19 protein-coding genes are annotated in these 23,470 nt (G+C 59.9%); 8 read left to right on the forward strand and 11 right to left on the reverse strand.

Annotated features, from left to right (window positions below; all coding sequences use genetic code 11):
• Positions 1-775: 775 nt before the first annotated feature.
• Positions 776-1,795: a VENN motif pre-toxin domain-containing protein gene (locus ACW5W7_RS10310; RefSeq protein ID WP_456501630.1), complete on the forward strand. Its 1,020-nt coding sequence runs from the start codon at positions 776-778 to the stop codon at positions 1,793-1,795.
• Positions 1,782-2,039 carry a hypothetical protein gene (locus ACW5W7_RS10315; protein WP_438550830.1) on the forward strand — a complete coding sequence of 86 codons (258 nt, stop codon included), beginning with the start codon at positions 1,782-1,784 and terminating at the stop codon, positions 2,037-2,039. Before ACW5W7_RS10310 ends, ACW5W7_RS10315 begins: the two co-directional genes overlap by 14 nt.
• Positions 2,040-2,353: 314 nt before the next feature.
• Here the strand turns inward: ACW5W7_RS10315 and ACW5W7_RS10320 are convergent, their stop codons facing one another.
• The 4 genes from ACW5W7_RS10320 to cra form a co-directional block, all read right to left on the reverse strand.
• Positions 2,354-3,046: an RES family NAD+ phosphorylase gene (locus ACW5W7_RS10320; RefSeq protein ID WP_456501631.1), complete on the reverse strand. Its 693-nt coding sequence runs from the start codon at positions 3,044-3,046 to the stop codon at positions 2,354-2,356.
• Positions 3,046-3,450 carry an antitoxin Xre-like helix-turn-helix domain-containing protein gene (locus tag ACW5W7_RS10325; RefSeq protein WP_434668048.1) on the reverse strand — a complete coding sequence of 135 codons (405 nt, stop codon included), beginning with the start codon at positions 3,448-3,450 and terminating at the stop codon, positions 3,046-3,048. The genes ACW5W7_RS10320 and ACW5W7_RS10325 overlap by 1 nt, the downstream gene beginning before the upstream one ends.
• A gap of 225 nt (positions 3,451-3,675) precedes the next feature.
• Positions 3,676-4,869 (reverse strand): aromatic amino acid transport family protein, encoded by a 1,194-nt coding sequence (locus ACW5W7_RS10330; RefSeq protein WP_434668051.1) that lies wholly within the window; start codon positions 4,867-4,869, stop codon positions 3,676-3,678.
• A 323-nt stretch (positions 4,870-5,192) separates the two neighbouring features.
• Positions 5,193-6,203 (reverse strand): catabolite repressor/activator, encoded by a 1,011-nt coding sequence (cra, locus tag ACW5W7_RS10335; protein ID WP_456501632.1) that lies wholly within the window; start codon positions 6,201-6,203, stop codon positions 5,193-5,195.
• 302 nt (positions 6,204-6,505) lie between these two features.
• Here cra and fruB point away from each other — a divergent pair, with 302 nt between their 5' ends.
• Genes fruB through fruA form a run of 3 tightly spaced genes read left to right on the forward strand, consistent with a single transcriptional unit; the run spans position 6,506 to position 10,304 of the window.
• Positions 6,506-7,606 carry a fused PTS fructose transporter subunit IIA/HPr protein gene (gene fruB, locus ACW5W7_RS10340; protein WP_456501633.1) on the forward strand — a complete coding sequence of 367 codons (1,101 nt, stop codon included), beginning with the start codon at positions 6,506-6,508 and terminating at the stop codon, positions 7,604-7,606.
• Entirely contained in the window at positions 7,606-8,580 is a 975-nt protein-coding gene (pfkB, locus tag ACW5W7_RS10345; protein ID WP_456501634.1) for a 1-phosphofructokinase, read from the forward strand. Before fruB ends, pfkB begins: the two co-directional genes overlap by 1 nt.
• The gene (gene fruA / locus ACW5W7_RS10350; protein ID WP_456501635.1) at positions 8,577-10,304 is read left to right on the forward strand and encodes a PTS fructose transporter subunit IIBC; all 1,728 of its coding nucleotides are present in this window, start codon (positions 8,577-8,579) and stop codon (positions 10,302-10,304) included. Before pfkB ends, fruA begins: the two co-directional genes overlap by 4 nt.
• Before the next feature lie 130 nt (positions 10,305-10,434).
• On the opposite strand, the gene ACW5W7_RS10355 is transcribed toward fruA, so the two are convergent.
• Positions 10,435-10,686 carry a DUF1289 domain-containing protein gene (locus tag ACW5W7_RS10355; RefSeq protein ID WP_349922192.1) on the reverse strand — a complete coding sequence of 84 codons (252 nt, stop codon included), beginning with the start codon at positions 10,684-10,686 and terminating at the stop codon, positions 10,435-10,437.
• Positions 10,687-10,919: 233 nt separating this feature from the next.
• Between ACW5W7_RS10355 and ACW5W7_RS10360 the strand changes: the two genes are divergently transcribed.
• Positions 10,920-11,477 (forward strand): hypothetical protein, encoded by a 558-nt coding sequence (locus ACW5W7_RS10360; RefSeq protein ID WP_456501636.1) that lies wholly within the window; start codon positions 10,920-10,922, stop codon positions 11,475-11,477.
• 321 nt (positions 11,478-11,798) lie between these two features.
• Positions 11,799-12,950, forward strand: coding sequence for a murein transglycosylase A (gene mltA, locus ACW5W7_RS10365; protein ID WP_349922194.1), 1,152 nt, complete (start codon positions 11,799-11,801; stop codon positions 12,948-12,950).
• 109 nt (positions 12,951-13,059) lie between these two features.
• Here mltA and yfaE read toward each other — a convergent pair whose 3' ends face one another.
• The 5 genes from yfaE to ubiG form a co-directional block, all read right to left on the reverse strand.
• Complete coding sequence (gene yfaE, locus ACW5W7_RS10370; protein WP_349922195.1) at positions 13,060-13,377, reverse strand: class I ribonucleotide reductase maintenance protein YfaE; 318 nt, start codon at positions 13,375-13,377, stop codon at positions 13,060-13,062.
• A 60-nt stretch (positions 13,378-13,437) separates the two neighbouring features.
• Positions 13,438-14,571 carry a class Ia ribonucleoside-diphosphate reductase subunit beta gene (nrdB, locus tag ACW5W7_RS10375; protein WP_349922196.1) on the reverse strand — a complete coding sequence of 378 codons (1,134 nt, stop codon included), beginning with the start codon at positions 14,569-14,571 and terminating at the stop codon, positions 13,438-13,440.
• Positions 14,572-14,652: 81 nt separating this feature from the next.
• Positions 14,653-16,920 carry a class 1a ribonucleoside-diphosphate reductase subunit alpha gene (gene nrdA / locus ACW5W7_RS10380; protein ID WP_349922197.1) on the reverse strand — a complete coding sequence of 756 codons (2,268 nt, stop codon included), beginning with the start codon at positions 16,918-16,920 and terminating at the stop codon, positions 14,653-14,655.
• Between the two features lie 563 nt (positions 16,921-17,483).
• A complete protein-coding gene (locus ACW5W7_RS10385) occupies positions 17,484-18,170 on the reverse strand; it encodes an HAD family hydrolase (protein ID WP_349922198.1) in 687 nt (228 codons plus the stop codon).
• Positions 18,170-18,901 carry a bifunctional 2-polyprenyl-6-hydroxyphenol methylase/3-demethylubiquinol 3-O-methyltransferase UbiG gene (ubiG, locus tag ACW5W7_RS10390; RefSeq protein ID WP_456501637.1) on the reverse strand — a complete coding sequence of 244 codons (732 nt, stop codon included), beginning with the start codon at positions 18,899-18,901 and terminating at the stop codon, positions 18,170-18,172. The genes ACW5W7_RS10385 and ubiG overlap by 1 nt, the downstream gene beginning before the upstream one ends.
• 186 nt (positions 18,902-19,087) lie before the next feature.
• On the opposite strand from ubiG, the gene gyrA reads away from it, so the two are divergent.
• Positions 19,088-21,850, forward strand: a complete 2,763-nt coding sequence (gyrA, locus tag ACW5W7_RS10395; protein WP_456501638.1) for a DNA topoisomerase (ATP-hydrolyzing) subunit A — start codon at positions 19,088-19,090, stop codon at positions 21,848-21,850.
• Positions 21,851-22,057: 207 nt separating this feature from the next.
• Here the strand turns inward: gyrA and ACW5W7_RS10400 are convergent, their stop codons facing one another.
• Entirely contained in the window at positions 22,058-23,380 is a 1,323-nt protein-coding gene (locus ACW5W7_RS10400) for a YjiH family protein (protein ID WP_456501639.1), read from the reverse strand.
• Positions 23,381-23,470: the final 90 nt, after the last annotated feature.

A 23,470-nucleotide genomic window follows, 5' to 3' on the forward strand; every position in this document is an offset into this window, starting at 1 on the left:
ATAGATAGATAGATAGATAGATAGATAGATAGATAGATAGATAGATAGATAGATAGATAGATAGATAGATAGATAGATAGATAGATAGATATATGGAAATTGCTTCTAGGTGATATCTAAAGAAATTAAAGTGGTTGATGTAGAAGGGAACGGAAATATTGGTAGGGAAATATACACGTACGATTTTAAAGGAAAAGTGTTATGAAAATTATTTTCACATCGCTTATGATATTTTTTCTCGCGCTTCTTATTTTTTGTCAGATTTATTTTTATACCAAAAATAAAATAAAATAAAATAAAATCAAATGATGCGAAAGGTGTCAGGATATTCATGAACGAGATTATGTTTCGGTCTGGCTTATTGACTAATTTGTCCTCGATCTTCTTTTTTATATCATGTGCTTCTAGTATAGCTCTGGCGTGGGTGATGGGTGAACCACGTGAGAATGTTGTTTCTTACTGTATTGGCATGCTTGGTGTAGTCTCTTTGTTCTTGCATTGTATATTTTTTATATGAAGAAAATTAATTCAGGTGAGCCAGTTTTTTTAAAGGAATTGTTTTTTAAATGTGAGGTATCCAAGTTTACTGTCTTCATTTGGGCTTCTAGATTTTTTATTTAATATTTCTATTTATATTTTTTCATGATGGTCTAATTGTTAATTTGACTGCAAGGATGTAAAAATGGCAGTCATAGGTTGGGGGTTGGGAGGCTAGCCCCTACTTCTATCTCTGTAGTGGAGCATCACTCTAGCGTTTACTCAAAACAAGAATGCTTTGGCTCGCGCTACCGGCGAGCTGGTCGGCATGTTGGCGACTGAACTCTACCACAAAGATGCAAGCCAGCTGACCGAAGGAGAGAAGGAGACCGTCTCGACTCTGGCTACCCTCTCCGCCGGCTTGACCGGTGCTGATGGTACAGATGTGCTGGCAGGCGCTCAGACCGGCAAGACGGTGGTGGAGAATAACTTCTTGAGTAGTAAATCATCTGAAAGGCGCGATGTTTTGGCAGACAAAGTGCTATCTGGTGACCGCTCTTTGACGACAGCGAGAGAGTTTTTAGCACTGGAAAATGCAGATCGACGTAGCGAAGCTCTTTTGGCTAAATATGTTATCGATCAAAAATCAATGACAGCCACAGAGATAGCAGAGCTGACCAGCTATTTGAAAATATATGCATCAGAAATGCAAGCTACCAAAACTGATGAACAAATCCAAACACTGGTTGATGGTATGCTACGAGGTGATAATGGATTGAAGTCTGCCCCGAATAGAGAAGCACAAAACATTGCCAAAAGCACAATGACTGAATGGAGGTATCATATATCCAATGCCAGTATAGGTGATCCGGTGATCTTATATGGGTTAGGTCCGCTAGGAAATTCAATTAAAACTGGAATGTTAACGAATGCTGCAATTGGTGCTGGTGTCAACACAGCCGTGCAATTGGCTGGGAACAAGAACTTTGACTACATAGATGTTATGGTTGCTGGAGTTACTTCAGCGGCAACAACAGGTAAAGGAATGTTGCCATCAATTGGTATTAATGCAGGTGGTGCAGCATTGGGGAGCTTGATCAAGGGGGAAGATCCAACAAACTCCGTAATAGGTGCAGGGGCAGGTACTGTAGTTGGAGGTTTGGGTGGGCCGCTAATAAAAGTAGGGCTATCCAAAGTCACCAAGGAAAGTACTGCTGAGTTATCAGGGTCTGTTCTTGGCTCATATATAGGTGAAAAAACAAGCAAGTATACCGAAGAAATGCTCAAAGGTACGGATAACCATAATGAAGAAAATTGATCTGCGCAGTCTAATTAAACTAGTTTTTATTTGTTCCTTATTTATGATTGCAGCAGGGCCTCTGGGTTATTTTATTTCATCGGTAATAGTGTATTTCAAAATAGGGATTTTCATTTTTAATTGGCATGAGTTCCTTTATGGTTCTCTAAGACAAGGCATCGCAGGAGGGGCTGTATTTGGTATTGGTCTTTGGATCAAAGACAAGCTATTAGAGAAACAGGAACAGAAAAACCAAGACCCGTAGGTTCGAAGCGTAATCGGGTATTTGCGAAGATCTGCCTATCATAAAACACCGGCCTTTAGCCGGTGTTTTATATTGTCCACCTGCTATGTTGGCAAGCAGGTCGTTCAAGCAAACTCCCACCTGGTCCTGAAAGTGGGTGCCGAGCAGGCGCAAGGCTGGAGTAAGCGGGAAGTGGCCGAGCACTGGGCGGCACTGCTCCAGTGGCCGCGGTTGGTACGACGTTGGTATCAGCGATATTAATTAGGCATATTGGAACACATCTTTTTGATAGGGTCCTGCCAGTCTGGTGGGGTTTTGTCTTGTCGGAGATGTGATTATTCCCCATAGAGCCTTATCTCGAGCACATTGGCGATGGCGCTGCCGTTCCAGTGGTACTCCAGATGCTGGGTCTGGTGGATCTTGGTGATGAGGCGGGGGCGGTAGAGCACGTAGCAGTCGTGGCCGCTGTGGCGCACCGAGCGGTAATGGATGCCATCCTGGCCCTGGGTCTGCTGCTCTCTCGCAAACTCCTGGGAGTGGCCGTAGTCGGTGGCGTGATAGAGGGGGGAGGCGAGATAACCCTCCCCCCGGATATCGACGAGGCGGGCGCAAAACTCGGTGTGGAGCACCCGCATCTGCAGCTTCTGGGCCGGCTCCCGGGTGTAGCCGAAGACGCGCTCCTGGTGATAGACGGTCTCTTTCACCGCGGTATCGAGGACAGGGGCGCAATAGTAGCCGCCAAAGTCCCCCGTGGTGAAGCGGGCCCCCTCGGGGCTCAGATGGGTGAAGGCGGCCATCACATAGCTGCCACCGGCCAATCCCACCAGCCAATCCTCTTTCGGCACTCGCGTCAGCTCGCCGGCCTCTTCCCGCAGGCGATCGTTGGTGAGGGCCTCGACGGCCCAGACCGCCTCCAGTTCGTCGGCATTGGCCACATCCTCATAGAGGCAGATGGGGGGATAGCGGCTCGGGATGATGCGAAAGGCGTGTTGATCGTCCAACTCGCTTAAGGGAGGGGAGACAGTCATCAGGCCTGACCCCCACGCCAGGCGTGCAGGCGGGTCGCAACCTCATAGAGATCGGCCACACGCCCCCCCTGCATGACGTCCATGGCGCTGCGCCCTGCGAAGAAGGGGTGGCTGTTGGGCTTGCGCACCCAGCCGTAGATGCTCTCATCGAGGCTGAACAGCAGTCGCAGGCTCTTGTGGATGTTGAGGATGTAGCTCATCCGCTCCTGCAGGTCGACCCCGAGGCGGATACCGCCGTTCGACTCCTTGTACTTGTTCAAGGTTGAGCGCGAGGAAATGCCAAGCAGGGTCAGCTGTTCATCTGTGTTGCACTGCCATTTATCCAGGATCCGAAACACCACCGGCAGCGCCTTGCTGGGATCGATGGCGTTCTCTTGCCGGGATATCTGTGCTGTTGCGACCATGATGCCTCCTGATATTCTGTGCTGGCGAGGGCGATGATATGGCCTGTCGCCTGATTATCAGTGTAGAAGAGTTGTACATATATGTACACTGTTAGGCATTGGTGAATACATGTGTTTGCGGCCGTTATGGCGATTCTCCTGGTTGGTCCATGGCTGAACAGAGACACGGGCCAACAAAAAGCCCTGCCAATGTGGCAGGGCTTTTGTCTTCTGAATCGATGAGGATCAGAGCGCGGGCAGGAGGCCGAGGCTCACGCTTATCTGCACCCCGACGATCAGCACCCCCATGGCACCGGCGAGCCCGAGGGCCAGCACGCCACCCGGAGCGCGGTAGTGGTGCGCCTCGGCCCGTTTGCGGCTCTGCCATACCATGGCCACCGGCAGCAGCACCGCCAGCACCGCCAGCGCGATGGCGGCGTAGCCGAGCGCCATGATGAAGCCTTGCGGGAAGTAGAGGGCGAACAGCAGGGGCGGCACAAAGGTGATCATGCCTGTCTGTACGCGGCCGCTGGCGTTGTCCTTGCGGCGGGTCACCTTGGCCATGAAGTCAAACAGGCCGAGGGTCACCCCGAGGAAGGAGGTGGCGAGCGCGAGATCTGCAAAGATATGCATCGCCTGATTGAAGGCAGGCCAGCTGACCAGGTTGCCGACGTTGGCGAGCAGGCTGTCCAGGGCACCGCCGGTCTGGATCAGGCTCTCTTGGCCGAGCAGGCCCAGGATGGCCACCTGCCACAGCACATAGAGGATGAGGGGCAAGGCTGAGCCCCACACGAAGACCCGGCGCAGCTGCTTGGGGCAATCACCGAGGTAGAGCATCACGCTCGGGATGGAGCCGTGGAAGCCGAACGAGGTGAAGATGACCGGCAGGCCCGCCAGCAGCAGGCCCTGGCCGAGCGGCATGGAGAGCAGATGCTGGCCTTCGGCGCGGGGCAGCAGCAGGGCCAGCACCCCTACCATGATCACCAGTTTGACGGTGAACATCAGCCGGTTGAGGTAATCCACCTGCTTGGTGCCGACGCACACCATGCCGCCAAACAGCAGGGTGAAGGCCCAGGCGGCCTGCTCCTGGCTGACGTTCATGCCCGCATCGGCCAGGGCCTGTGCCAGCAGGCTGCTGCCACCACTGATGTAGGCAGAGGCGAGGGAGTAGAACAGCATCAGGATGCAGAAGGAGGCGACGCGCTTGCCCCAGGGGCCGAGCAGTTGATCCGCCAGCTGGTGCAGGTACCACTTGCCGGTATTGAGGCTCGCCTCCACCTGCAGCATGGCGGTGAAGGCCATCAGGGCCCAGAGCCCGACCATCAGCAGCAGGGTGGCGGGGCCGCCGAGGGAAGAAGAAGCGAGCGGCAGGGCCAGCATGCCGGCGCCTATGGTAGTGCCGGCGATGAGCAGGGTACAACCGAGAGTCTTGGTGTTCATGAGGTTCATCCGAAATGGGAAAAGAGTGCCAGGGGCGGTGGTGGCAAGGCGCCTCCGGGGGCGAGGCCGGAGGCTAGGGATATCGGAATGGACGCATCTGTACACTAGACCTGTCTATTGTAAAAGTTGGTTGCCACGTTAGCGGATTAAAATAGTGGTTACAAGGGATAAAGGCTGTGGTTTGTACTGCCTGGTGACAATGAGTGGAAATAAATGATGACAGTATGGCGCTGGGGGTGGTGAAAAATTCGCCGACGAGTCATCTCGTCGGCGCAGGGGTCAGCGTCTGGTCTGGCGCCGACGTTGGGAGGCCGGCGGGAGGGTTAGCGGCGGCGTTTGAGGGTGCGGCTCACGTAATGCAGGCCCGCCTGATAGTCGCCGTTGATGGCCTTGATGGCCAGATCCAGCGCCTGATTCGCCAGGGCGTCGTGTTGCTGGGGGAGGGAGTTGATGCCAAAGGGGAGAAAGTCCAGCAGCCTGTCGTCACCGAAGGTGGCCATGGCGAGCCGACTCATGTCGCTCTCCTGCTCCAGCAAATAATCGAGCACCCCCTCCATCAGGATGTAGGAGGTGGCGACCAGCGCCTCGGGCAACTGGCCGAGCTGATTGTGCAGAACCTTGATCAGGCGATAGCCCTCGGCGCGGGAGAAGTGTTCCCCCTCACAGAGGTGGGACGAGATGCGGGATGAGGGAGTGGCGGCGTCGCCGTACTCTGTCAGCGCCTGATCGAATCCCGCTTTGCGCTCCTGACTGATCGTGAGAGTCGGCAGTGCGGTGATCAACGCCACGTGCCCGATGGCGGGCGTGAGCAGAGAGGCGGTGAGGGAGTGGCTCGCCTTCTGGTTTTCGCTCGCCACCGTGATGAAGTGATCCGCCGCCATGGCCCGGTCGATGGCCAGGATCTGCACCCCCTGGGCCTGCTGCTGCAAATAGAAGGGATCCGCCGGCGGCAGGCAGCTCGCCACCAGCAGCGCATCCACGTGGCGGCTCACCAGCATGCGGGCCAGCTCCTTCTCGGTATCCGGCTCATCTTCCGAGCAGACGATCAGCAGTTGATAACCCTGAGCCCGCGCCCCTTGTTCGAGCCGCTTGGCGAGCTTGGCGTAACTGGCGTTCTCCAGATCCGGCAGGATGAAGCCGAGGGTGCGGGTCTGGCCGCCGCGCAGGGAGGCGGCGCGGCTGTCCGGTTGGTAGTTGTGGGCATGGACCACCGCCATCACCTTGTCACGGGTGGCCTGACTGATGCGGTACTGATCGGCTTTGCCGTTGATCACATAGCTGGCGGTGGTGCGCGAGACACCGGCCAGGGCGGCGATTTCATCCAGTTTCATCATATTGGCTCTGTTTGAGTTGCAAGGCCCGCGAGGGTCCCGGTTGGGACGGCGAAAAGTGTGCGCGGGATCATATCATTGAAAAGCACTCTGCGTGGGCACTTGAACAATCAGCTGAAACGATTCAGTCTGAGTGTAGGTGAAACGATTCAGCTTGTCAGCAAGCAATCGATGACCGGGGTTAAAAACGGGTTCCGGATCACGACGGGACACATTCCGGTCTACTTTTGGCTGGCAGGTCAATGGAAATCAGGTGTTGAGCCGACCAGTCTACTGTGGACGGTCGGTCCTTTAGGAGAATCTCTATGTTGAAGTTGGCGCGACAGCAGATCCTGCTGGGGCAATCGGTAGCGACCAAAGCGGAAGCCATCGCCCTGTTGGCAGGCAAACTGACCGAGGCCGGTCTGGTGGAAGCCGGTTACGTGGATGGCATGCTGGCCCGGGAGGCGCAGCACGCCACCTATCTTGGCAGCGGCATCGCCATTCCTCACGGCACCACGGACACCCGCCACCTGGTCAAGAGTACCGGCGTCATGGTGGCCCAGTTCCCGCAAGGGATCGAGTGGGACGATGGCCAGATTGCCTATGTGGCCATCGGCATCGCCGCCAAGTCCGACGAACATCTGGGGATTTTGCGCCAGCTCACCCATGTGCTGGGTGACGAGCAGGCGGCGGCGCAGCTCAAAGACGCCACCGATGAAGAGACCATCATCCACATCCTGACCGGGGCAGCGGCTGCGAAAGAGGTGCAATTCCTGACCCTGGCGGACTTCCCGGCCGACGATCGGGATCAACTGCTGCTCGGGGCCGCCGCCCGCGCCAAGTCCGCCGGTTGGGGGGACGCCGCCATGGTGAGCGCCCTGCTGGCAAACGATCCCGTCTATCTGGGGGAGGGCGTCTGGCTGGCCCGCACGCAAGCGGCCCAGACTGGCTGGGTACTGGCGACCCCGAGCAGTGCATTAAGTGCAGGGGATCTGCCGGTGAGCGCCCTGCTGCTGCTCTGCGCCGCCGATAACGGCCATCTGCCCCAGCTGGAGAATCTTGCCAAACTGGCCGCCGCATCCCAGCTCGCGACCTTGGCGGGCAGCGAGGGGCTCGCCATGTTGCAAGCGGGCCCAGCATCCGGGCTGTCTGACACCTTCACCATCATCAACCCCCACGGTCTGCACGCCCGCCCAGGCGCCATGCTGGTCAAGGTGGCGAAAGAGTATGAATCCGACATCCGGGTGGCGAATCTGGATGGCAGCGGCGAGGCGGTTTCCGCCAAGAGCCTGATGAAGGTCATTGGCCTGGGGGTGAAATGCGGTCATCGCCTCGCGTTCCGTGCCGAAGGGCCGGATGCCGAAGCCGCCCTCAAGGGGCTGGGCGCCGCCATCGCCGCCGGCCTGGGAGAGGGGGCGCACTGATGGAGATCGTCACCATTACCCTGAACCCGGCGCTGGATCTCACCACTCGTCTCGAGGCCCTGGTGCCCGGCGAGGTGAACCTGGTGAGCGAGGGCAACCTGCGCGCCGCCGGCAAGGGGATCAACGTCGCCATGGTGTTGAAAGATCTGGGGCGCGAGGTGGGGCTCAGCGGCTGGCTCGGCGACGCCAACCAGCAGAGCTTCGTGTCGCTCTTTGCCGAGCGAGAACTTGCGGATCACTTCGTGCGGGTCGCGGGCAGCACCCGCATCAACGTCAAGATCTCCGAGCAATCGGGGCGGGTCACCGATCTCAATCTGCCCGGCCTTGACATCAGCGACGAGGCGGTGCATCAGCTGGAGGCGGCCATCGACGAGCTGGCCCCGCACGCGGACTGGTTCGTGCTGGCGGGCAGCCTGCCCAAGGGCGTGGAGCCCGCCTACTGCGCCCGTCTCATCAATTTGCTCAAGGCCCGTGGCAAGAAGGTCATCTTCGATTGCAGCGGCGAGGCGCTCAAGGCGGGTCTCACCGCCGCACCGACCCTGGTCAAACCCAACCTCGAGGAGCTTGCGCAGTGGGCCGGGCGTCCCGTCAAGACCCTGAAAGAGCAGGCCGAGTGTGCCCGCGCCTTGCAGGCGGATGGCATCGAGCACGTGGTGATCTCCAACGGCGCCGAGGGCCTTGTCTGGTTTGGCCCGGATGCCGTCTGGCAGGCCGTGCCGCCACGCATGCAGGTAGTCAGCACAGTCGGTGCCGGTGACTCCCTGGTGGCCGGGCTGGCCCATGGTCTCAGCCTCGGCTGGGCACCCGAGCAGACCCTGCGTCTGGCGACCGCCGTCTCGGCCCTGGCGGTGAGCCAGGTGGCGGTGGGCTTCAGTGATATCGCCGTCTTGACCCCTTTACTCGAGCAGGTGCGGCTGCAACGCCTCAGTCCCGCTCACTTTGATTCCATGGAACCTTCAGGAGATGCCCAATGAAAGCAATCTTGGTCACGGCTTGCCCCGCGGGCATCGCCACCAGCTTTCTCGTAGCCAAACGGATAGAACAGCAGGCCAAACAGGCGGGCTGGACACTGCAACTCGATACCCATTCGAGCGTGCAGCCCCGTCAGCAACCCTCGGCCGCCGACATTGCCGCCGCCGATCTGGTGCTGGTGGTGGCCAGCGCCCCGGTGGATCTCGCCGCCTATGATGGCAAGCGCCTCTATCAGGGCAGCCTGGATCTCGCCCTGCAGGATCCTGCCAACCTGCTGAGCGCAGCCGAGGGGGAGGCCAAGGTCTATCGCCATCAGGCTACCGCCGTCGTGGCCAAGCCTGCCAGCTCCACCAAGCGCATCGTGGCGGTCACCGCCTGCCCAACCGGGGTGGCTCACACCTTTATGTCGGCGGAAGCGCTGGAAACCATGGCCAAGCAGCTGGGTTATGAGATCCGTGTCGAGACCCAGGGCTCGGTCGGTGCCCAGAACGCCCTGACGGCGGACGAGATTGCCGCCGCGGATCTGGTATTCCTCGCCACCGACATCGAGGTGGACATGGCTCGCTTTGATGGCAAACCGGTCTATCACACCAGCACGGGGGCGGCCCTCAAGAAGACTCGCGCCGAGCTGGACAAGGCCTGGACCGAGGCCTCCGTCTACCGTCACAGCGGCGCCGCCGTTGCCAAGAAGGAAGAAAAGGCCGGCCCCTACAAGCACCTGCTGACCGGGGTCTCCTTCATGCTGCCCATGGTGGTGGCCGGTGGCCTCATCATCGCCATCTCCTTCATCTTCGGGATTGAGGCGTTCAAGGAGCAGGGGACCTTGGCTGCCGCTCTGATGCAGATCGGCGGCGGCTCGGCCTTCGCCCTGATGATCCCGGTGCTGGCGGGCTACATCGCCTACTCCATCGCCGATCGCCCGGGTCTGGCTCCCGGCATGATCGCCGGTATGCTGGCAAGCTCGCTGGGCGCCGGTTTCCTCGGTGGCATCGTCGGCGGCTTCCTGGCCGGTTACAGCGCCAAGTTCCTGAGTGACAAGGTGCGCCTGCCGGTGACTTTGGAAGCGCTCAAACCCATCCTCATCATTCCGCTGTTTGCCAGCCTGTTCACCGGTCTGGTCATGATCTACGTGGTGGGCGGCCCGGTGGCCGGCATCATGAGTGCCATGACCGAGTTCCTCAACAACATGGGCTCCGCCAACGCCGTGCTGCTGGGAGTCATCATCGGCGCCATGATGTGCTTCGACATGGGTGGCCCGGTCAACAAGGCAGCCTATGCCTTCGGGGTCGGCCTGCTCGCCTCCAAGACCTATGCCCCCATGGCTGCCGTGATGGCTGCCGGCATGGTACCGGCGCTCGGGATGGGCATCGCCACCTTCCTCGCCAGCAAGAAGTTCATCAAGGCGGAGCAGGAAGCGGGCAAGGCCTCCTTCGTGCTGGGTCTGTGCTTCATCTCCGAAGGGGCCATTCCGTTTGCCGCCAAGGATCCGATGCGGGTCATTCCGGCCTGCATGGTGGGCGGCGCCCTGACCGGCGCCCTCTCCATGCTGTTCGGCTGCGAGCTGGTGGCGCCTCACGGCGGCCTGTTCGTGCTCTTCATCCCGAACGCCATCAGCCATGTGTTCATGTATATCCTGGCCATCGCGGCAGGCTCACTGGTGACCGGTGTCGCCTACGCCATGCTCAAGCGGGCGGAGCAACCGGCGGCCAAGCTGGCAACGGCCTGAGTGGTTGACGCTGTCAAGGGTGAAATGAATCCGTAGTTGGATTGTGCAAAAGGCGACCAGATGGTCGCCTTTTTTATTGCTCTCATGCCTTCGCGTAGATAAACAGGATCGAAAAAATGATGATGGGCAGTTAAAAATCCCACCCGGCAGGGGGCGATGGGGGCTGCTCGGCCGCCTCCCGTGCCTTGCGCCGCGCCGCCTCCACCCGCGCCTTGCGGCCCCGGCACAGGCGCATCACCTCCTGCTGCTCGGCCGGGGTCATGGTCAGCCAGTTGAAACGCTCCTCCCGACTGCGCAGGCAACCCTTGCAGTAACCCTTGTTGTTGACCTCACAGACCCCGATGCAGGGACTCTGGAGCGGGAAGATCTCGAGCTGTTCCATTCACCACCTCTCGCGCCGCGTTACCTTGTTATAACCCAGAGTGGCCCGTTGGCGAAGGGGAAGCCATGCAGGGCATAGCCGCGCCAGATCGGCGGCGGGAGAGAGGGTGAGCCAAAGGAACACCTGGCATGAAGGTGCTGGCCGCAAGGCATGATGGCTGCCCGGGGAGGGCGCTCGGTGCCCGGCCCTCGGCTAAGCTTCGAGATGCGGTTCATCTATCTGGAGTCACAAACATGAAAGGGTTTCACCAAGGATCGGGTCTCGCACTGATATGGCTGGTGGCCAGCGGGTCATTGGGCGCCGCCGAGCTGGTCAATCGCAACATCACCGAGGCGGACGTCAAGGCCGCGCAGGATGGCTGGGGCAAGGCCCTGGTCCAGATCAGCGACGACTACCGGACGGGAGGCATCGACAAGGCCAGGGCGACCGCCAACGCCGTGCTCGACAGCGCCTATGGCTATGCCGACGGGCCCGTGCTGTTCAAGCCGACCCTGGCGAGCGGGGCACAGACCTTTCGCCTGACCAAGGCGGGGGCGCTCGCCTATTTCGTCGGCCACGATCCGGCCTATCCGGCGGATACCGGCTTTGCCCTGAAGAACTGGCAGCGCTACCGCTACGACAATGCCGCCATCTACATCGATGGCAACATGGCGCTGACCATGGGGACGGTACACCTCGTCGATCGGGACAACAAAGAGGTGGACGTGGACAAGACCTGGGGTTTTCGCAAGGGGGACGATGGCAAGGTGCGCATCATCCTGCATCACTCCTCGCTGCCTTACTCCCACTGATCCCGTGTATCCCGTGTAGTCCGGGGCTGGCCACGCTGCGACAGGGCAGTTGGCCAACCTGCCTCTCCTTTCTTTCTGATGTGCGGCGCATCGGCGCCATCCTCCCGTCCTCTTTGGTCGTACCCTGGTGTCGCAGGGATCGACAAGTGCGATGAATTTTGCAATTTATGGGGTCAACAGGGCCCGAGTTTTTGTATGATAGCGCCGCCCATGACGGGGCCGGGGGCGAGCCTTGAGCGGCGATGATGTCTCAGCCCAGGTCATTGATTGAATTCATCATTATTTTCATGAAGTTAGCGTTTTCTGGTTAGACGAGGAATTATGAACAAACGCGCGTACTGGTTGAGTGCCCTGGCGCTTGGGCTGGCAGGTTGTGCCAGCGATCCCGAGCCCGCCAAGGTGCCCCCGAAGAAGCCTGAAGCCAGATGCTTTTTGAACTGCGAGGTGCCAGTCAATCTGGGCAAGCAGTATCTGGATGGCACACTGCCGGATGATCTGGTGCGGGTGGAGTATGTCAACAGCCGCCAGTCGTCTGACTTCAGCCGATTCGGCCCCCAGAGCCGACTGGTGCTGGAGCGTTCCGGCCGGATGGCGAGCCGCTATGGCGAGCTCTATCGCCAGCTCTCCAGCTGGGTAGCCAACGGGGGCGATCCCGCCCAGATCACTCGCTACGGCATCAGCCTGGCCCAGCTTGGCGGCGCCGATCGCATGGGCAACGTGCTCTTCACCGGCTACTACTCACCGGTACTGGAGGTGCGCCACCGCCCGGATGCCAAGTACAAGTACCCCATCTATGCCATGCCCAACTGCGGCGGCCGTTGCCCGACCCGGGCCCAGATCCACCAGGGCGCCTTGTCCAACCGGGGGCTGGAGCTTGGCTACAGCAAGTCTCTCATCGACAACTTCCTGATGGACGTGCAGGGCTCGGGGTTCGTGCACTACGGCGATGACGACAGGCTGCAATACCTGGGTTACAGCGGCAAGAACGGCCACGGCTATGTCAGCATCGGCCGGGTGCTGATCGACAGGGGCGAGGTGCCCAAGGAGCAGATGTCCATGAAGGCCATCAAGGATTGGGCCAACCGTCAGCCGGAGGCGAACGTCATGGAGCTGGTGGAGCAAAACCCCTCCTACGTCTTCTTCGAACGCCGTCCCACCAATGACGTAGTGGGGGCCGCCGGTATTCCGTTGCTGCCCATGTCGGCGGTGGCGGCGGACAAGACCCTGCTGCCCATGGGCACCCCCATACTGGCGGAGGTGCCGCTGCTCGACAAGGCGGGCAACTGGACCGGCAAGCATCAGCTGCGGCTCTTGATCGCCCTGGACGTGGGCGGTGCGGTCAAGAAGGGGCACCTGGATCTTTACCACGGCATGGGGGAGAAGGCCGGGGTGGCCGCGGGTCACTACAAGCACTTCGGCCGGGTCTGGAAGCTGGGTCTGCACCACGGCCCCACTGCCGCGCCCTGGATCTGACCGACGCGGGCAGCACATGCATGAGAAATAAAAAAGCCGCCGGATTATCCGGCGGCTTTTTTGTGGGCTGCAGGTGGTGACGAGCATCACCCAGACCTGGATGTGGGTCTCAATCCTTCTTCACATCCAGCCGGATGGTCCCCACCGGCTTGCAGCAGCAGGGCAGGCACTCTCCCTGGGAGACGAAGGCCAGCGGCACACTGGGGTAGTACACCCGGCCTTCGAGCAGCGGGGTGCGGCAGGCGCCGCAATAGCCGCTGCGACACTGGAACTCCACTTGATGGCCGTGGCGTTCCAGGGTCTCCAGCACGCTCTCGCCGGGGTGGGCGTGCAGCACGCCATCCTGGGTGTGCACCAAGGGCGTCAGGGTTTCCTGCTCGGCCTCATGGCGCAGTGCAGGGGACGGGGTGCCGATGGCATCACTCATCACGCATGCCAGCGCGTCGACACCCGCTGCCCGTCATGGCGCGACAAGCCCCAAGTCTCATCACAGCTCGAAATCACCGAGATCATCGGCGTGCACTTCGCTGTCGATCTGGCCGACCAGGTAGGAGCTGACTTCCACTTCCTGGGGGGCGACCTGCACGTTGTCGGACGACAGCCAGGTGTTGATCCAGGGAATGGGGTTTTGCTTGGCACCGGCAAAGGCCGGCTGCAGGCCCACCGCATTCATGCGCAGGTTGGTGATGTACTCCACGTACTGGCAGAGGATGTCCTTGTTCAGGCCGATCATGGAGCCGTCCTGGAACAGGTACTCGGCCCACTCCTTCTCCTGGATGGCAGCTTCCTTGAAGATCTCGAAGCAGGCCTGCTCGCACTCGACCGCGATCTCGGCCATGTCCGGATCGTCGTTGCCGCTGCGCATCAGGTTCAGCATGTGCTGGGTGCCGGTCAGATGCAGGGCCTCGTCGCGGGCGATCATCTTGATGATCTTGGCGTTGCCCTCCATCAGCTCGCGCTCGGCGAAGGCAAAGGAGCAGGCGAAGCTCACATAGAAGCGGATCGCCTCCAGGGCGTTGACGCTCATCAGGCACAGATAGAGCTTCTTCTTCAGGCCGCGCAGGGTGATGGTCAGCTCGCGATCACCGACCCTGTGGGTGCCTTCCCCGTGCAGGTGATAGAGGGCGGTGGCCTCGATCAGATCGTCATAGTAGTGACTGATGGAGCCAGCGCGTTTGAGGATCTGCTCGTTGGTGACGATGTCATCGAACACCTGGCCCGGGTTGTTGACGATGTTGCGGATGATGTGGGTGTAGGAGCGAGAGTGGATGGTCTCGGAGAAGGCCCAGGTCTCGATCCAGGTCTCAAGCTCCGGGATGGAGACCAGCGGCAGCAGCGCCACGTTCGGGCTGCGACCCTGGATGGAATCCAGCAGGGTCTGGTACTTCAGGTTGGAGATGAAGATGTGCTGCTCGTGGGGAGGCAGAGCCTGATAGTCGATGCGATCGTGGGAGACGTCCACCTCTTCCGGGCGCCAGAAGAAGGAGAGCTGCTTCTCGATCAGCCGCTCGAAGATGTCGTGTTTCTGTTGATCGTAACGGGCCACGTTGACCGATTGGCCAAAGAACATCGGCTCCTTGAGTTGATCGTTTTGGGTCTGGCAGAAGGTTGAATAGGCCATGGTTGTCGAATGTCGCGAAATGGGGGAAACAGGAAGGCGGGAGCTTCATGCTCCCGCCCAGTTATCAGATCTTGCAGTGGCTTATATTTTACAAGCCCCGCCAGCACAACCGTCATCTTGCAGATCGGTCTGGGCATCGTCCGCACCATCACGGGTGTTGTGATAGTACAGGGTCTTGAGGCCGTATTTGTAGGCGGTCAGCAGATCCTTGAGCAGCTGCTTCATCGGTACCTTGTTGCCTTCGAAACGGGCGGGATCGTAGTTGGTATTGGCGGAGATCGCCTGATCCACAAATTTTTGCATGATACCGACCAGCTGCAGGTAACCATCGACGCTCGGTTGCTTCCACAGCAGTTCGTATTGATCCTTCAGGCGGTGATACTCCGGCACCACCTGCTTGAGGATGCCATCCTTGGAGGCCTTGACGGAGACCAGACCACGGGGCGGCTCGATGCCGTTGGTGGCGTTGGAGATCTGGCTGGAGGTCTCGCTCGGCATCAGGGCGGTCAGGGTGGAGTTGCGCAGACCCACGGTCTTGATCTCGGTGCGCAGCGCTTCCCAGTCCAGGTGCAGGGGCTCGTTGCACAGGGCGTCCAGATCCTTTTTATAGGTATCGATGGGCAGGATCCCCTGGGCATAGGTGGTTTCGCCAAAGGCCGGGCAGGGGCCGAACTCGCGGGCCAGCTGCACCGAGGCCTTCAGCAGGTAGTACTGGATAGCCTCGAAGGTGCGGTGGGTCAGCGCGAGGCCGGAGCCGTCGGAGTAGCGAGCACCATTTTTTGCCAGATAATAGGCATAGTTGATCACCCCAATCCCCAGGGTGCGGCGATTCATGCTGCCTTTTTGCGCGGCTTTCAGCGGATAATCCTGATAGTCGAGCAGGGCATCCAGGGCGCGGACGGCCAAGTCTGCCATCTCTTCCAGGTCTTCGAGCTTCTCGATGGCGCCGAGGTTGAAGGCGGACAGGGTGCACAGGGCGATTTCGCCATCCTCGTCATCCACGTTGTTGAGCGGCTTGGTGGGCAGCGCAATTTCGAGGCAGAGGTTGGACTGGCGCACCGGGGCGACAGCCGGATCGAACGGGCTGTGGGTGTTGCAGTGATCCACGTTCTGGATGTAGATGCGACCGGTGCCGGCACGCTCCTGCATCATCAGGGAGAACAGATCCACGGCCTTCAGGGTCTTCTTGCGAATGGCCGGATCCTGCTCGTACTTGACGTAGAGCTCCTCGAACTTGTCCTGATCCGCGAAGAAGGCGTCATACAGGCCAGGGGCGTCGGAGGGGGAGAACAAGGTGATGTCGCCGCCCTTGATGAGGCGCTGGTACATCAGTTTGTTGATCTGGACCCCGTAGTCCATGTGACGGACCCGGTTCTCTTCCACGCCGCGGTTGTTTTTCAGCACCAGCAGGCTTTCCACTTCGGTGTGCCACAGGGGGTAGAACAGGGTGGCCGCACCGCCGCGCACGCCGCCCTGGGAGCAGCACTTCACGGCAGTCTGGAAGTACTTGTAGAAGGGGATGCAGCCGGTGTGGAAGGCTTCGCCGCCACGGATGGGGCTGCCCAGACCGCGGATGCGGCCGGCGTTGATGCCGATGCCGGCGCGCTGGGAGACGTAACGCACGATGGCGCTGGCGGTGGCATTGATGGAGTCCAGGCTGTCATCGCACTCGATCAGCACACAGGAGCTGAACTGACGGGTCGGGGTCCGCACACCGCTCATGATGGGGGTGGGCAGGGAGATCTTGAAGGTCGAGACCGCATCGTAGAAGCGCTTGATGTAGTCAAGACGGGTATCTTTCGGGTACTTGGAGAACAGGCAGGCCGCCACCAGGATATAGAGGAACTGCGGGCTCTCGTAGATCTCGCCGGTGACGCGGTTCTGTACCAGGTACTTGCCTTCCAACTGCTTGACCGCGGCGTAGGAGAAGTCCATGTCGCGCCAGTGATCCAGGTAGGCGTTGAGCTCTTCGAATTCGGCCTGGGTGTAGTCGGTCAGCAGGTGCTTGTCGTACTTGCCCATGTCCACCAGCTTGGCAACATGCTGATAGAGGTGGGGCGGCTCGAACTGGCCGTAAGCCTTCTTGCGCAGGTGGAAGATGGCCAGACGGGCGGCCATGTACTGGTAGTCCGGGCTCTGTTCGGAAATCAGGTCGGCGGCAGCCTTGATGACGGTCTCGTGGATGTCGGCGGTACGGATACCGTCATAGAACTGGATGTGGGACTTGAGCTCCACCTGGGAGACCGACACGTTGTCGAGCTTCTCGGCAGCCCAGTCGAGCACGCGGTGAATCTTATCCAGATCGATGGGTTCTTTGTGTCCGTTACGCTTCGTCACAAACAAGTTCATTGGCTGATGACCCTTATTAGCTGATACCTGCCGGCATCGGTTGATTCCCGAAAAACCATCGCGCCACGCTCCCCACGGACCTGGCTTGGTAAAGAGTGGGGGCGTACTGCGCGATGAATCACAAGATATAGTGTTATTTTTAATGCGAACTACAAGATAGTGAGGTCGTCCCCGTATTGCAACGTGTGGATAACCTCATTGCTGTGGATAAATTGTGGGTGTTATGGGATCTGTTAGTGACTGCTCACAGTGAGTGGGTTTTCATGCGTCCGATCCGTCAAATGCAAGTCCGAAGATCGAAGATGGAAAATTAAAATAACTTTTTTTGCTTGCGAAAATGGGTCGGTTTTACTAGCAAATTCAGGCTGGTTATCCCTTGAACGGCAAGGGACAAAAGCTGTCCGATCCGGTCGAAATGGCTGACGGCCACGCAGGAAAAGGGGGAGCCCGACCCGGCTCCCCTCGTGATGTTCAACAGCTTTGCCGTGGAGTCTTGCGCGTTCATCGACGGATGCTAGGCCCCGATAAGGTGCCGGCCATATCCATCAATCGATGCGCCGGATTCAGCTCAGTTCGTAGCGCAGCCAGTGGTGCAGGGCCTGCACCGTGTCAAAATGCAGATCCGCGCCCCAGCCGGCGGGATCCTCGTCATCGTGCAGATAGCCCCAGCCCGCCACCGCGGTGCGCATGCCGGCGTTGCGACCCGCTTCGATGTCGCGCACGTGATCCCCCACATAGAGGCAGTGCGCCGCATCCACCCCGAGTTGCTCGCAGGCGAAATACATGGGGGCGGGGTCGGGCTTGCGCACCGGGAGGGTGTCGGCGCTGACGGTGACACCGCAGCCCGCCAGCGCCGGCAGGGCGGCCAGCAGCGGCTCGGTGAGAAAGCCCGGCTTGTTGGTGACGATGCCCCAGGGCAGCTGCTGTTCTTCGAGCCATTCGATGAGATCCAGCATGCCGTCATAGGGGCGGGTGCCGACACAGAGGTGAGCTGCGTAGTAGTCGAGCAGGGCGGTGCGAAGGCGTGTCGCCCCGAGTTCTTCAAGCAGCTCGTCCCCAAGGCCGGCCCTGAGTAGCCCCAGCGCCCCGTGGGAGGTGGTCTGGCGGATGATGTCGTCAGAGAGTGGTGCAAAGCCTTCGCTTATCAGCACATGGTTGACGGCGGCGCCGAGATCCGGAGCCGTGTCGAGCAAGGTGCCGTCGAGATCAAACAGCACGCAGCGCAGGGGCGCCTGGTTGGCGGCGCTCATCAGCCTTGCTCCGGACGGGTGAAGCTCACCATGTAGTTGACGTCCACGTTGGCCCCCAGCCTGAAGTGGCCGCTGAGGGGGTTGTAGTGCACCCCGCTCATGTCCTCAACCACCAGGCCCGCCGCTTCACCCATGCGGCACAGCTCCGCCGGGGTGATGAACTTCTTGTGGTCATGGGTGCCCTTGGGCACCATCTTCATCAGGTACTCGGCGCCCAAGATCATCATCAGATAGGCCTTGGGGTTGCGGTTGATGGTGGAGACCACTACCTGGCCGCCCGGGCGCACCAGGGTGGCGATGGCCCGCATCACGGACGCCGGATCCGGCACGTGTTCGAGCATCTCCATGCAGGTGACCACATCATACTGGCCACTGGGCCCTTGCTCAGTCACTTCCGCGGCGTGTGCCTCGGCGGTGATCTGGCGATACTCGAGCTCGACCCCGGCTTCCAGGGCGTGCAGGCGGGCGACGCCGAGCGGCTCCTTGCCCATGTCGATGCCCGCCACCTTGGCGCCGCGCCGGGCCATGCTCTCGGCGAGGATGCCGCCACCGCAACCGATGTCGAGGGTACGCTTGCCAAACAGGCCACCGCTCTTGTCGGTGATCCAGTCAAGGCGGATGGGGTTGATTTGATGCAGCGGCTTGAACTCGCCCTCCATATCCCACCAGCGGGAGGCAATGGCTTCAAATTTGGCGATTTCTGTCAGATCGACATTGGCATCAGCGTTCATTTTCATGGATCCTGTGGCAGGGGCGCGCAAGGGGGGAGAGGCGCGCAATCTATTGTCCTGGCGGGCATTATAACGGACGCACTTTGTCAAACCAGCCTGATTTGCGGCTTAAGGTCTTTCACGCGCTGTGTTACCATGTCGCGCTGTTTAAGCCAAAGAACAACTAATTAGGGATTAAGGCTTTCTATGAGCGATCTGGCCAGAGAGATCACGCCGGTCAACATCGAAGAAGAGCTCAAGAGTTCCTATCTGGATTACGCCATGAGCGTGATCGTAGGACGAGCTCTGCCGGATGTGCGTGATGGCTTGAAACCGGTTCACCGCCGCGTTCTGTATGCAATGAACGAGTTGGGGAACGACTGGAACAAGCCCTATAAAAAATCGGCCCGTGTGGTCGGTGACGTAATCGGTAAATATCACCCGCATGGCGACAGTGCCGTGTATGACACCATCGTCCGCATGGCGCAGGATTTCTCCATGCGTTACATGCTGGTCGACGGTCAGGGCAACTTCGGTTCGGTGGATGGCGATAACGCCGCCGCCATGCGTTATACCGAAGTGCGGATGGCGCGCATCTCCCACGAGCTGCTGGCCGATCTGGACAAAGAGACCGTGGACTGGGTGCCGAACTATGACGGCACCGAGATGATCCCGGCTGTCATGCCCACCAAGGTTCCCACCCTGTTGATCAACGGCTCCTCCGGTATCGCGGTGGGCATGGCGACCAACATTCCTCCTCACAACCTCACCGAGATAGTGAACGGCTGTCTGGCGCTCATCGAAAACGGTGAACTCACCATCGATGAGCTGATGACCTATGTCACCGGCCCGGACTTCCCCACTGGCGGTATCATCAACGGTCGCTCCGGCATCGTGCAGGCGTACCGTACCGGTCGTGGTTCCGTCTATGTGCGGGCCAAGGCCGAGGTGGAAGTGGACGACAAGAGCGGTCGCGAGACCATCATCGTCCACGAGATCCCCTATCAGGTGAACAAGGCGCGGCTCATCGAGAAGATAGCCGAGCTGGTCAAAGAGAAGAAAATCGAGGGCATCAGCGCCCTGCGTGATGAGTCTGATAAAGACGGCATGCGCATCGTTATCGAGATCAAGCGCGGCGAGTCCGGCGAGATTGTGCTGAACAATCTCTACAAGCACACCCAGATGCAGACCACGTTCGGCATCAACATGGTGGCGCTCGATAACAACCAGCCCAAGGTGATGAACCTTAAAGAGATCCTGGATGCCTTCCTGCTGCACCGCCGTGAGGTGGTGACCCGCAGGACTGTGTTCGAACTGCGCAAGGCGCGGGATCGGGCCCACATCCTGGAAGGTCTGGCGGTTGCGCTTGCCAACATCGACCCCATCATCGAGCTCATCCGTCACTCCGACACCCCGGCGGACGCCAAGGCCAAGCTGGTTGCCCGTGGCTGGGAGCTCGGCAACGTGGCCTCCATGCTGGAAAAAGCGGGTGACGACGCGGCCCGTCCCGAGTGGCTGGAGCCGGAGTTCGGCATTCGTGAGGGTCACTACTACCTGACCGAACAGCAAGCCCAGGCCATCCTGGACCTGCGTCTGCACAAGCTGACCGGCCTCGAGCACGAGAAGATCCTGGAAGAGTATCAGTCTCTGCTGGATCTTATCGCCGAGCTGCTGCACATCTTGGCAAGCCCGGAACGCTTGATGGAAGTGATCCGCGATGAACTGCTGGCGGTACGCGAGCAGTACGGCGACGAACGTCGCACCGAGATCAGCATGTCCAGTGCCGAGATCAACATCGAAGATCTGATCACCCCGGAAGACGTGGTGGTCACCCTGTCTCACCAGGGCTATGTGAAGTATCAGCCGCTCTCCGACTACGAGGCCCAGCGCCGCGGTGGTCGTGGCAAGTCGGCCACCCGGATCAAGGAAGAGGACTTCGTGGAGCGTCTGCTGGTGGCCAACACCCATGACACCATCTTGTGCTTCTCCACCCGTGGCAAGGTCTACTGGCTCAAGGTGTATCAGCTGCCGGAGGCGTCCCGTGGCGCCCGTGGCCGTCCGATCATCAACCTGCTGCCGCTGGAAGAGGGTGAGCGCATCACCGCCATCCTGCCGGTGAAAGAGTACAGCGATGACAAGTACGTCTTCTTCGCCACCGCCGACGGTACCGTGAAGAAGACCAGCCTGTCCGCGTTCAGCCGTCCGCTCTCCTCCGGTATTCGCGCCATCAACCTCAAAGAGGGTGATGAGCTGATCGGGGTGGACATCACCGACGGCAGCAACGAGATCATGCTGTTCTCCGATGCGGGCAAGGTGGTTCGCTTCGCAGAAGGCAGCGGCCGCGCCGATGCGGCGGATGCCGGTGACGACGTCGAGAACGACGATGATGTCGGCAACGACGATGACGGCAGTGACAACGGCGAAGGTGGCGAAACCAAGGGCACCTTCAAGGGCGTGCGTCCCATGGGTCGTACCGCCGCCGGTGTCCGCGGCATTCGTCTGCCGAGCGGCAACAAGGTGGTTTCCCTCATCGTCCCCCGTGGCGAGGGCGCCATCCTTACCGCCACCGAGAACGGCTACGGCAAGCGCACCGCGCTGGATGAATACCCGACCAAGAGCCGCGGTACCCAAGGCGTCATCTCCATCAAGGTGGATGAGCGCAACGGCAAGGTGATCGATGCGATCCAGGTCGAGGATACCGACCAGATCATGCTGATCACCAATGGCGGCACCCTGGTGCGGACTCGCGTCGCCGAGGTGAGCATCATCGGTCGCAACACCGGCGGTGTGCGTCTGATCCGTACCGGTGAAGACGAGACCGTGGTCGGCCTGCAGCGCGTTGCCGAGAGCGACGAGGAAGAGAACGAAGTCGTCGCCATCGACGGTGAGCAGGCGCAAGGTGCGGACAGCGCGCCAGACGCCGGTGCTGCCGACGACGCCAGCGAAGAGGGTGTAGCCGGCGACGAGTAATCGCAGTCTGCACCGATAAGAAGAGCGACCTCAGGGTCGCTCTTTTTTTTTGTCTGTCGCTTGGCCGAAAGGAGAGTTTGCCAATCATGACGTGAACCCGCGCGTTGCGGTGAGAGACATCACCGAGAAACATGGCAACCTCGTGAACCAGATAGCAACAAAGCGCCCTCGGGCGCTTTGTTGCTTTTACCTTGAAAAGATCAGGGGCTAGCTCAGCCAGCCGAGTGCCAGCGCCAGTCGACCACAGAGCGCCGCCAGCAATATGCCGAGCAGGGTGCGCAGCAGCCAGATCACCACCAGCTGTCCCACGCTGATTGGGATCTTGGTCGCCAGGATGCAGGGGATGGAGGCGGAGAAGAAGAGCACGGAGCTCACCGATACCACGGCCGTCACATAGCGCACCAGCAAGTCAGCATCCTTGAGCAGGATGGCGGGCAGGAACATCTCGGCCAGCCCCGCGGAGAGTGCACGCGCCGTTTCAAGCGGCTCACCCAGATCCAGCAGCCAGGTCATCGGCCACAGCAACCAGCCGAGCAAATCGAACAAGGGCGTGTGCTGGGCCAGCAGCAATCCCAGCAGACCGACCGACAAAATGGTGGGTACCACGGCGGCGGCCATGGTGACGCCATCTTTCAGATTGTCCCTGAGCTGGCGGGAAAGGGAGTCCGCCTGTCGGGATTGGGACAACCCGCAAGCGAGGGCCGTTTGCCAGCGGCTCTGTCCCGCCGGCAGTGGCTCGTCGGTTTCTCCCTCATCGCTCATGGTGCTGATGGGGGGAACACGGGCCAGGATGGCGGTGATGACAAAGGTGATGACCAGGGTGGACCAGAAGTAGAAGTTCCAGTGCCCCATCAGGTTGAGGGTCTTGGCCACGATGATCATGAAGGCGGCGGAGACGGTGGAGAAGCCGGTGGCGATGATGACGGCCTCCCGTACCGTGTATTTCCCTGAGAGGAAGACCCGGTTGGTGATGAGCAGACCGACCGAATAGCTACCGACAAAGGAGGCCACCGCATCGATGGCGGAGTGGCCGGGGGTACGCCAGAGCGGGCGCATCACGGGCTGCATCAGGACGCCGATGAGTTCAAGCAACCCGAATCCGAGCAGGAAGGTGAGGGCCATGGCGCCGATGGGCACGATGAGGCCCACCGACATGGCGAGCTTGTCGAACAGGAAGGGCAATCTGTCCGGCGTCATCAGCCAGGCGGGGCCAAGATCGGTGACATACAACACGGCCAGGACCAGCCCCAGCAGCTTGAACAGACTCAGTACCTGATCGATGGGGCGGGCACGCCAGCGCCCGTCCAGCAGGGGGGTGATGGCGCCGTAAGCGATAAGCAGCAGGATGAGACCCACGGCGAGGGGACGTTTGGCGATCAGAAAGCCGGCCAGGTGGTCCACCAAAATGGTGCTGCGACCGGCGAGCTCGAAGGGAATGAAAAAGATGGCGATCCCGAGCAGGCTGGTGAGCAGCAGTTTGATCCCGGCCCCGGAGCGGGCAGGGGCGGTCAGGGTATTTTCAGGCTCCATGGTTCCTCCTTGTGATCCTCATGGGTCAACTCCTTTTGCATGGTTATTTGTATATACAATATCGACCATGGGTCAAAATGGAAGCAAAAA

This window comes from Aeromonas intestinalis (genome assembly GCF_054052485.1).

What these genes read in the sequence shown, in the direction of transcription:
- ACW5W7_RS10315 (WP_438550830.1), top strand. Translation starts at nt 1,782, where the DNA reads ATGAAGAAAATTGATCTGCGCAGTCTAATTAAACTAGTTTTTATTTGT.
- ACW5W7_RS10320 (WP_456501631.1), bottom strand. Translation starts at nt 3,046, where the DNA reads ATGACTGTCTCCCCTCCCTTAAGCGAGTTGGACGATCAACACGCCTTT.
- ACW5W7_RS10325 (WP_434668048.1), bottom strand. Translation starts at nt 3,450, where the DNA reads ATGGTCGCAACAGCACAGATATCCCGGCAAGAGAACGCCATCGATCCC.
- ACW5W7_RS10330 (WP_434668051.1), bottom strand. Translation starts at nt 4,869, where the DNA reads ATGAACACCAAGACTCTCGGTTGTACCCTGCTCATCGCCGGCACTACC.
- cra (WP_456501632.1), bottom strand. Translation starts at nt 6,203, where the DNA reads ATGATGAAACTGGATGAAATCGCCGCCCTGGCCGGTGTCTCGCGCACC.
- fruB (WP_456501633.1), top strand. Translation starts at nt 6,506, where the DNA reads ATGTTGAAGTTGGCGCGACAGCAGATCCTGCTGGGGCAATCGGTAGCG.
- pfkB (WP_456501634.1), top strand. Translation starts at nt 7,606, where the DNA reads ATGGAGATCGTCACCATTACCCTGAACCCGGCGCTGGATCTCACCACT.
- fruA (WP_456501635.1), top strand. Translation starts at nt 8,577, where the DNA reads ATGAAAGCAATCTTGGTCACGGCTTGCCCCGCGGGCATCGCCACCAGC.
- ACW5W7_RS10355 (WP_349922192.1), bottom strand. Translation starts at nt 10,686, where the DNA reads ATGGAACAGCTCGAGATCTTCCCGCTCCAGAGTCCCTGCATCGGGGTC.
- ACW5W7_RS10360 (WP_456501636.1), top strand. Translation starts at nt 10,920, where the DNA reads ATGAAAGGGTTTCACCAAGGATCGGGTCTCGCACTGATATGGCTGGTG.
- mltA (WP_349922194.1), top strand. Translation starts at nt 11,799, where the DNA reads ATGAACAAACGCGCGTACTGGTTGAGTGCCCTGGCGCTTGGGCTGGCA.
- yfaE (WP_349922195.1), bottom strand. Translation starts at nt 13,377, where the DNA reads ATGAGTGATGCCATCGGCACCCCGTCCCCTGCACTGCGCCATGAGGCC.
- nrdB (WP_349922196.1), bottom strand. Translation starts at nt 14,571, where the DNA reads ATGGCCTATTCAACCTTCTGCCAGACCCAAAACGATCAACTCAAGGAG.
- nrdA (WP_349922197.1), bottom strand. Translation starts at nt 16,920, where the DNA reads ATGAACTTGTTTGTGACGAAGCGTAACGGACACAAAGAACCCATCGAT.
- ACW5W7_RS10385 (WP_349922198.1), bottom strand. Translation starts at nt 18,170, where the DNA reads ATGAGCGCCGCCAACCAGGCGCCCCTGCGCTGCGTGCTGTTTGATCTC.
- ubiG (WP_456501637.1), bottom strand. Translation starts at nt 18,901, where the DNA reads ATGAACGCTGATGCCAATGTCGATCTGACAGAAATCGCCAAATTTGAA.
- gyrA (WP_456501638.1), top strand. Translation starts at nt 19,088, where the DNA reads ATGAGCGATCTGGCCAGAGAGATCACGCCGGTCAACATCGAAGAAGAG.
- ACW5W7_RS10400 (WP_456501639.1), bottom strand. Translation starts at nt 23,380, where the DNA reads ATGGAGCCTGAAAATACCCTGACCGCCCCTGCCCGCTCCGGGGCCGGG.